At 69.0% G+C, this 9349-nt stretch carries 8 protein-coding genes; all 8 read left to right on the top strand.

Annotated features, from left to right (window positions below; all coding sequences use genetic code 11):
• The first annotated feature begins 379 nt into the window (after nt 1-379).
• The 8 genes from ACFXJL_RS34675 to ACFXJL_RS34640 all read left to right on the top strand — a co-directional run bounded on the left by ACFXJL_RS34675 (nt 380) and on the right by ACFXJL_RS34640 (nt 9329).
• A complete protein-coding gene (locus ACFXJL_RS34675) occupies nt 380-1636 on the top strand; it encodes an aspartate kinase (protein ID WP_358882508.1) in 1257 nt (418 codons plus the stop codon).
• A gap of 143 nt (nt 1637-1779) precedes the next feature.
• On the top strand, nt 1780-2886 hold the full coding sequence (locus ACFXJL_RS34670) for a 3-dehydroquinate synthase II (RefSeq protein WP_358882509.1): 1107 nt from the start codon (nt 1780-1782) through the stop codon (nt 2884-2886).
• Nucleotides 2887-2946: 60 nt separating this feature from the next.
• Nucleotides 2947-4050 (top strand): phenazine antibiotic biosynthesis protein, encoded by a 1104-nt coding sequence (locus ACFXJL_RS34665; RefSeq protein WP_384699457.1) that lies wholly within the window; start codon nt 2947-2949, stop codon nt 4048-4050.
• Nucleotides 4050-5438 carry an aldehyde dehydrogenase family protein gene (locus ACFXJL_RS34660; RefSeq protein WP_384699454.1) on the top strand — a complete coding sequence of 463 codons (1389 nt, stop codon included), beginning with the start codon at nt 4050-4052 and terminating at the stop codon, nt 5436-5438. The genes ACFXJL_RS34665 and ACFXJL_RS34660 overlap by 1 nt, the downstream gene beginning before the upstream one ends.
• A gap of 39 nt (nt 5439-5477) precedes the next feature.
• Nucleotides 5478-6236: an amidohydrolase family protein gene (locus ACFXJL_RS34655; RefSeq protein ID WP_358882512.1), complete on the top strand. Its 759-nt coding sequence runs from the start codon at nt 5478-5480 to the stop codon at nt 6234-6236.
• Nucleotides 6233-7555 (top strand): phenylacetate--CoA ligase family protein, encoded by a 1323-nt coding sequence (locus tag ACFXJL_RS34650; RefSeq protein ID WP_384699451.1) that lies wholly within the window; start codon nt 6233-6235, stop codon nt 7553-7555. The genes ACFXJL_RS34655 and ACFXJL_RS34650 overlap by 4 nt, the downstream gene beginning before the upstream one ends.
• A complete protein-coding gene (locus ACFXJL_RS34645; protein WP_358882514.1) occupies nt 7552-8100 on the top strand; it encodes a flavin reductase family protein in 549 nt (182 codons plus the stop codon). Before ACFXJL_RS34650 ends, ACFXJL_RS34645 begins: the two co-directional genes overlap by 4 nt.
• On the top strand, nt 8097-9329 hold the full coding sequence (locus ACFXJL_RS34640; protein ID WP_384699448.1) for an FAD-dependent oxidoreductase: 1233 nt from the start codon (nt 8097-8099) through the stop codon (nt 9327-9329). Before ACFXJL_RS34645 ends, ACFXJL_RS34640 begins: the two co-directional genes overlap by 4 nt.
• Nucleotides 9330-9349: the final 20 nt, after the last annotated feature.

Raw genomic sequence — 9349 nt, 5'->3', positions numbered from 1 at the left:
AACCATGGCTGGACCGTAGGGCCTTGACACTAATGTCAACGTCAAGCGCTCGGGCGCCAGTTGTGTCGCGGAGGGGGTGGGCGGCGCCCTTTCGGGGCCCGGTGCGAGCGCCCTCGACCCGGCCCCGCACCCGGAGATCCGCTCGCCCCCGGGACCGCTCCTCGGCGCCACATGTCGCCCCCAGCCCCCCGCGCCGGCTCCTCCTGACCTCGTGCCGCACACCGTCGGCGCCGCCGCACCCGGCGCCCGGGCCTCGACGCGCGGCTCCATTGCCAATATCGCGCGTTTGAGTGATCCCCTCGGAGTGCCTTTCTTCTAATGTTCTCAACGCGGGGAACGAGTGCCCGTGTACGTGCTTGAACGTCCTGGACGGAGAAGCGTGGACATCGCCATTCGTAAGTACGGAGGCAGTTCGCTGGCCACCGATCGACAGGTGGCATCAGTCGCGGAACAGGTGGCACAGGCATACCGAAAGGGCGTCTCGCTCATCGTGGTCGTATCCGCCCGTGGAAAGACCACGGATCGGTTGGTCGACAGCGCCGGGAACTTGAGTTCCTATCCCGATCCGCTGGAGATGGACAAGCTTCTCGCGACGGGCGAGGCGGAGTCGGCCGCACTGCTCGCCATCACCCTGGTCCAGCTCGGCGTCCCCGCGCGGTCGCTCTCGGGGCCGCAGGCGGGATTGCGTGCCGATGGCCTCCACGGTGCGGGGGTCGTCTCCGCCGTCGATCCGCTGCCCCTGCGGGAGACTCTGGGCCAAGGGCGGGTTGCCGTGGTCGCGGGGTTCCAGGCGCTGAACCCCCAAGGCGAGTTGATCACTCTGGGCCGCGGCGGTTCTGACACGTCCGCGGTGGCGATCGCCGCCGGGCAGGGAATAGGGATCTGCGAGATCTACACCGATGTCGACGGCGTCCACCGGGCGGATCCGCGCGTGGTTCCCGATGCGCCACTGCTTTCCTGGATCACTGCCGATGTGATGGCGGAAGCGGCCTTCTCGGGAGCGGGTGTCATGCATCCGCGCGCAGTCGAACTCGCCGCCGCCCATGAAATCGACATCGTGGTGCGCAACTCCGCCGGATGGGAAAAGCAGACGACCATTGTCGGAAAGGGGAGAGGGATGCGGGACGCGGATTCAATGGAAGGGCGGGCCGGAATCGTCGCGGTGACCCATGAAAAGGACATCGCGCAGATAATTGTGAGAAACGGCTGTGGAATAGCCGTGGTAGACGCGCTCGCCCGCCTTCAGATTCCGGTCGATTCCTTCACCTGGTGGTCGGAGCCCGCCGACGATCTCCGCATCTCCTTCTGCATCCCCGACGCCGTGCTCGACAGGGTCCTCGGCGAGGTGACCACAGTCGTCAGCGACCACGGCGGATCGATCGAGGCGCGGCGCTCGGTCGCCAAGGTGTCGATCGTGGGCGTGGGGCTCCTGAGCAGACCGGGACTGACGACCCGGGCCCTCACCGCGCTCGCGCAGAGCGGTATCACCGCGCAGTGCGCTTCGACGACGCAGGCACGCACCACCTATCTCGTCCCCCGGGCGCGGGTCGAGTCCGCCGTGACCGTCCTGTACCAGCAGTTCCAACTCGGAGCCCACGACGGCAACGGGACAGAGCCCGTCCTGTTGATCGCGTAACTCCTCGACACACGATTCCCCACCGCTCGGCACCCCCGGTCGCGGTGCGCATCCCCGCGCAGCCCGACCGGTCCGGACCGATGCCCGCGGGCCCCTCCAGATCAAGCCCTTCAGATGACATGCACCAGGGATGGAGAATTCGTATGAGCAAGATCAGCTGGATCGACATCCGCTCGAAGGACGGGGACAAGGCCGCCATTCTGCAGGAGGCGGTGCACCAGCGCGTCGAGGCGGTCCTGGCCGACGACGCACAGGACCTCGTCGACCTTCCCCCGACTGTGAAGAAGGTCCTCTTCCCTGCCCAGAAGCCGAGTCCCGACGCCGTTGACGCCGTCGATCTCGTCATCATCGATCCCCGGCTCCACGGTGAGTTGGACAGCTACGCCCTGGAGTATCCGGACAAGGAGTTCGGCGAGTTCGTCGAGATCGTCGACGCGCCGTCCCTGGAGGAGGCGTGCCGGGCCGCGAGCACCCGCGGTGTGAGCCTGTTGAAGTTCCGGGACCCCACGAAGATCCCCCTGGAGATCGTGATCGCGGCGGCGGCGTCGGCCACCGGGAGCATCGTCACCGAAGCCCAGGACGTCGAGGAAGCCGAAATCATCTTCGGTGTCCTGGAACACGGGTCCGACGGGGTCCTCCTCGCGCCGAAGAAGGTCGGCGACACCACCGCACTACAGGCCGCGGCGACCGAACAGGCACCCGATCTGGACCTGGTGAAGCTGAAGGTCACCCGTACCGAGCACGTGGGGATGGGGGAACGGGCCTGTGTGGACACCTGCACCCACTTCGCCGAGGACGAGGGCATCCTGGTGGGCTCGTACTCCAAGGGCATGATCCTGTGCGTCAGCGAGACGCACCCTCTGCCGTACATGCCGACGCGACCGTTCCGGGTCAATGCAGGGGCCATCCACTCCTACACATTGTCGAAGAACGCCCGTACCAACTACCTGAGCGAGCTGAAGTCCGGCGGCAAGATCCTCGCGGTGGACGTCAAGGGGCGGACACGGGTCGTCACCGTCGGTCGGGTCAAGATCGAATCGCGTCCGCTGATCTCGGTAACCGCGGTGAGCGAGAGCGGTGTCGAGGTCAACCTGATCCTCCAGGACGACTGGCACGTCCGCGTGCTGGGCCCCGAGGGCGTGGTGCTCAACAGCACCGAACTCAAGCCCGGGGACATCGTCCTCGGCTTCCTGCCCAGCGAGGACCGGCATGTCGGCTATCCGATCGACGAGTTCTGCATCGAGCGCTGAGACCCCGGACATCCACGACGCGGGCCCGTCGCCCGGTACGTCCCCGAGATGAGGAGCGACATGTCACACGACCGCAGGTCGGTACTCGACCTTCCCGTCGACGGCACGGTCGAGCCCGAGGAGTTCATCGCCGCCGCCATGGACTGGCACTTCGGCTCGACCACGGGTTCGCCGTTCTGGCTGGAGCGGGCTGAGCGCCTGGACTTCGACCCGCGTCGCGATGTGCGCACCTTCGACGACCTCCGGCTCTTTCCCGACGTCACTCGCGAACTGAGGGACGTGCCCGCTGCGGACCTGGTGCCCCGCGGATACGGGGACCGGGCCGGGGCCGTCGTCGGCTACTACGAGAGCGGCGGGACCACCGGCGCTCCGAAACGCCTGCCCCTGCTCGCCGACTGGGCCGACCGGATCGTCGCGTGGACGGCGCGGAACATGGATCTGCGCGGCGACCCCCGCGGTGTCGACTGGCTGGCGCTCGTGCCGACGGGTCCGCACCTCTTCGGCGAGCTGGTCCGACGCCAGGCACGGCTGCGCGGCGGCCTGGTCTTCACCATCGACCTCGACCCCCGCTGGGTGCGCAGGTGCATCGCCGACGGCAGGACTGACGAGGCGTCGCGCTACTCGGCCCATCTGGTGGAACAGAGCGCCGATGTCCTGAGGACCCAGGACGTCGGTGTGCTCTGCGCGACACCTCCGCTCCTGGAACGCATGGCACGCGACGACGAACTGGTCGGACTCATCAACAAGAAGGTCAAGACCATCATGTGGAGCGGCACCCACATGGACCGGGACACCCGTCGACTCCTGCGCGAGGAGGTCTTTCCCGACGTCCGACTCCATGGCGGATACGGCAGCACCACCATGCTCGGCGGAGTCGACGAGCGGTTCACGGCCTCCGCCGACGGCCCCTGTGTGATCGATCCGTACGCGCCCTACATCACCTTCCAGGTCGTACAGCCGCAGGACAGGGTCCCCGTACCGTTCGGGGAGCGTGGGCAGGTGCTGATCAACCACATCAGCAGGGGTGTCCTGCTGCCCAACAACCTGGAGCGCGATCTGGCGACCCGGACACCTCCGCCGCCGGGCGTCCTCGGCGACTCGCTGGCCGACATCACACCGGCGCCGGCCTTCGACGACCAGGTCATCGTGGAAGGCGTCTACTGATGGCGCCCGGCGAACCGACGCCGGACGTCGTCCAACTGGACGCCCTCGCCGCTCGGGGCCCCTACCGCGGCCAACTGCGTGAACCCGTCATCGATGTGAGCGGCCGACTCCAGGCCGAACTGGCCCTGGTTCCCTCCCTCTTCGCCCATCGCGCCCTCGGTGCCCTTCGGCGTGCGGCGGCACCACCGCCCGAGCGGCGAGCCCGCGCGCTGGCCGAGGCGGGCAGACGCTTCGCCGAGGACGAGCTGGCGGGTCTCACACCTCAGGAGTACACCCACCGGGTGTGCAGGGTCTCAGGTCTGCCGGTGACGGCGGTCAGGTCGGCTGTCGGAGCACTCGCCCATGCCGCCGCGTACGCCTCGCACACGGTGGAGTACGGCCGCCCGCGCGGTGTGACGGCTCGCTGGGCGGACCTCCGGCCTGACAGTGTCGGCGCGGTGTGGACCCGTCGCGGTCGGACACTGGTGGTCAACGCGCCGGGCAATCACCCCGCTGTGCACGCCAACTGGCTCGGAGCCCTCGCCCTCGGCTACCGGGTCGCCGTGCGCCCGTCACGGCGCGAACCGTTCACTCCGCACCGCCTCGTGACTGCGCTGCTCGCCTCCGGTTTCCACGAGGACGAGGTGATGCTCCTGCCCACCTCCCACGGCGTGGCCGATGAACTGGTCCGGGAGGCGGATCTCGCGATCGTCTACGGAGGGGACGACACGGTGCGCCGCCACCGCGGTGACCCACGGGTGCTGACCCAGGGCCCCGGACGGTCGAAAGTGCTGCTGGGACGGGACGGTGTGCGCGCTGCGCTGGACACCGTCGTCGACTCCGTGGCCCACGACGGCGGAACCGCCTGCGTCAACGCCACCGCGGTCCTGGTCGAGTCCGACCCCGAGCCCGTGGCCCGAGCGATCGCCGAACGGCTGGCGGAACTGCCCCCGCTGCTGCCCCAGGACGAGCGGGCAGTGCTCCCGGTCTATCCGGTCGCGGTCGCCCGTGCCCTGGAGAAGACGTTCCAGGGCCATGCCCGATCCGCGCGCACGATCCTCGGCCAGGAGGGGCTGGTGGCGGAGTTGGGCGACGGCAGCGCGGCGCTACGGCCCTCGGTCGTCCTGGTGGACCGTCCGGATTCTCCGCTACTCGGTGTCGAACTCCCCTACCCCTGTGTCTGGGTGGCTCCGTGGTCGGCGAGCGACGGCACCGCCCCCCTCCGCGACACGCTCGTGCTGACCGCCGTCGGCTGCTCCGACGGGCTCCTGGAACAGCTCGCCGACGAACCCACCATCGCCACCCTCCACACCGGGCACCATCCCACCCGCTCGCAGTCGCCGGACGTCCCGCACGACGGCTACCTCACCGACTTCCTGATGCGGGCCAAAGGCGTCCGCAGGGGCTGAGCGCTACGACCGAGCCCACCAGACCGATTGGCAGAGCGAATGGCTGAGCAGAGAATTCTTGACGCACACGCGCATCTCGCACCCGGACCCGATGCGACCGAACGCATCCTCACCTCGATGAAGACCCACGGCATCGAGAGGACCATCGTGGTCGCCGGTGCCGCCATCAGCCCGGACCAGCTCTCCCGTCAGATCATCGAGGGCGGGCACATCGAGAGCGACGCCCACAACGACGCGGTGCTCGAAGGGTGCGCACGCTCCGACGGCCGACTCATCCCCTTCTACTTCGCGAACCCCCACCGGGTCGCCTCCGCCTACCGTGCCCGGGCGCACCAGTTCCGTGGGCTCAAACTCGCCCCTGGCGTCCATGGCGTACCCCTGAACGACCCGCGCACCAGCGCCCTGGTGGAGGTGGCGGCCGACATCGGCCACCACGTGTACCTCCACTGTCTTCAGCGCGCCGGATTCGGCGTCCGCGACCTGGTCCGCCTCGCCGGCCGCTACCGGCACGTCACCTTCGTTCTGGGGCACGCCGGAGTGGGCGACCTCGACTTCTACGGAATCGATCTGATCGAGCCGCTGGACAACATCCTCTTCGAGACCTCCGGCGGCTACACGAGTGTCGTCCGCGCGGCGATGGACCGACTGGGGCCGCGGAGGGTGCTGTTCGGCAGCGAGTACCCGCTCCAGTCCCCGGCCGTCGAACTCGCGAAGTTCGAGGCTCTCGACATCCCGCCGGACGAGTGGAACCTCATCGCCTGGGAGAACGCGATCCGTCTTATTGGAGAGGCCCCATGACGAAGGCATCCGCGCTCGAACTCCCCCGAGTCGGTCAGTGGCACGACGCGGACGAACTCCGAGCCCTCCAGGAGGAAAGGATTCCGCAGGCACTGGAGTGGGCCGCCGAGGCGCCCTACTACCGGCGCACGCTCGGTGACACATCCCGGGTGAGGACGATTGAGGACCTCACCGAACTGCCCACCATCACCAAGAACGACCTGAGGGCCGCCTACCCGCTCGGGCTGCTCGCCGTCAGCCGGGAGCGACTGGCGACCTACCACGAGTCCAGCGGGACGTCGGGACGCCCCACCTCCTCCTTCTTCACCGCGGGCGACTGGCTCGACGTGGTCGACCGGTTCACCCGCAGCAGCATCGGCCTCACCGCGTCCGACACCCTGCTGGTCCGCACTCCGTACGCCATGCTCCCCACGGGGCACCAGGCACACCAGGCAGGTCTCCACACGGGCGCCACCGTGATCCCCGCCGACAACCGCACCCTGGTCGTCACCCACGCCAGGATCGTGCAGTTGCTGCGTGACCTGGACGTCACCGTGGCCTGGTGCATGCCCACCGAGTGCCTGTTGTGGGCCGCCGCCGCACGCGAGGCCGGTCTGCGTGCGGACCGTGACTTCCCGGCACTCCGCGGGATCATGGCCGTCGGTGAACCCCTCAGCCCGGCTCGACGCGACCTGATCCAACGCGTGTGGGGCGGTGTCCCCGTCGTACAGGACTACGGGTCGACGGAGACCGGCAGCCTCGCGGGCGAGTGCGCACAGGGGCGACTGCACCTGTGGACCGACCGGTTCGTCGCCGAGGTCCTCGACCCCGCGACCGGCCGCAGCAGTGCGACCGGCACCGGCCAGCTGACGATCACCACGCTCTACCGCGAGGCCATGCCCCTGGTCCGCTACAACCTGGAGGACCAGGTGCGGATCTCGACCCCCGACTGCGACTGCGGCTGGCGGCTTCCCGTGATCGAGGTGCTGGGCCGTGACGCCACCAGCTGCATGCTCGGCGGCACCCGCATCACCCAGTCGGCGCTGGAAGGGCTGGTCTACACCCGGTTGGCCGACCAGGGGGTCATGTTCTGGCGGGCCCGAGCAGCCGGTACCACGCTGGAGATCGAGCTGGAAGTCGCCGATGAACACCGCGGGGGCGCCGAGGACGCACTCGACGAGGCGGTACGGGACCGGTTCGGCATCGACTGCCGCATCCGCGGCGTGCCGATCGGATCGCTCGTCCCGATCGAAGCGCTCACCCGGCAGCCCGAATTCGTCAAGCCCCGGAACCTGTTCGGCGCGGGCGAAGACTGGAACAAGGCGGTGACGTACTGGTGAGCCCCGTACGCACGGCCCCCGGACCCGTCGACGCCGAGAGTCTGCGCGCCTGTATGCGGCTCTTTCCCACCGGAGTCGCGCTGCTCACCGCGGGCCGTGGAGACCAGGCGATGGGCATGTCGGTCAACTCCGTCATCAGCGTCTCATTGGACCCGCCCCTGGTCCTGGTCTCCGTCCACCACTCCGCTCGCATCAACCGGCGGCTCCACGACGAGCCCGCCTTCGCCCTCAGCTTCCTGGCCGCCGAGCAGACCGATCTGACCACCGCGTTCGCCGCCGCCGATCGCCCGGTCGGCGATGCCGCGGTGCGACGGCTCGGTGCCGTACTGCGCCCGGGCGGCATCCCGATCGCCGCCGAGTCCCTCGGCGCGGTCGAATGCGAACTGCGCGGGTTGCTCAAGGTCGAGGACCACAACCTGTTGATCGGCCGGGTCGTGGCCCTCGGGCGTAATCCACTCCACCCACTGCCCCAGGTCTGCTACGGGGGGTCCTACACGACCGTCCGCACCCCGAGCGGCCATGCTCGACGAGGAGCGCGCCCATGAACGACAACACCGCCCACCATACGGACTGCTGTGTGGTCGGAGGCGGGCCGGCCGGACTGGTGCTCGCACTGCTCCTGGCCCGAAACGGCCGCCCGGTGACCGTCATCGACAAGCGTGAGCATCTGGACCGCGAGGGTGCTTCCCACGAGCCCTTCCTGTCGCCGCCGTCCCTCGAACTCCTCGACCGAATGGGCCTTCTGTCGGCGTTCGCACAGGAGGGGCAACCGGTCCGCGCCATCCATGAGCACCGGCTCTCGGGCGGTCACTCCACCGTGGAGTACGCCTCGGTACCCGGCAGCGCAGCACCGTACGCGTTGAGCGTGCCGCTGCGCGCCATGACCCGCATCCTGCTGGACGCGCTCGACCGGGAACCCCTCGCCACCGTGATGCCCGGCACCGGAGTGGAGGGGCTGGACATCGGGGACGAGGGCGTCGTCCTCTCTGTGGAGCGCGGCGGTGCGCCGGGACGTGTGGAGTGTCGCCGCCTCATCGCCAACGACGGAAAGTTCTCCGCGCTGCGGAACCTGGCGGGCATCGAAGCGGACGTCCGCGCCTTCGACCGTCCGCTGATCATGGCCGAGTTGCCCCTGCCGGGCGACTGGCCCGAACGGATCACCGCCCATCGGGACGCGCTGGGCACCCTGCTCGCGACGATGCCCGTCGCGGGCGGACTGCTCACCGTGATGTGGGCCGCTGACCCCGAGGAGTGGAAACAGGTGCGGTCCCGCGGCGTCCAGGCGCTTCGGGAGCGTTTGGCGCCCGCGCTGCCAGGTCGGGAAGGGCTGCTCGAACAACACGTCACCGACTGGGACCAGGTAGCGGAGATACACCACCATGTGATCCGCCCGGTGCGCTGGCAGCGTGGCCCCTTCGCGCTGATGGGCGACAGCGCCCACGGGGTGCACTCGCTCGGAGCACAGGGACTCAACCTCGCCTTCCTGGACGCGGTGGCACTCGCCGACCTGCTCACCGATCCGCTCCGCGACACGGGGCGCGAGCCGTTCGCCGACTACGAACTGCTGCGCAGGCCCCCCACCGAGCGGTTCCAGACGTTCCAGTTGACGCTGGGCGCCCTGTCCTCACGGCCTCGGACACCGGTGCGGCACGAGGGGCTCTATACGACCATCGCCGAGACCCTCGCCCTGGGCAGGCCCGAGGTGACGGCTCTGTACGAACGTGTCGTCGCACGACACGACGGCGCCGGGGTCCGAGAGGAGTCGACGACATGACCGAGACGGAGCACACCACC

The organism is Streptomyces sp. NPDC059256, assembly GCF_042753785.1.
Lineage (GTDB): Bacteria > Actinomycetota > Actinomycetes > Streptomycetales > Streptomycetaceae > Streptomyces.
The sequence above is the reverse complement of the archived record's forward strand: the minus strand, read 5'-3'. Positions and strand labels throughout refer to the sequence as shown.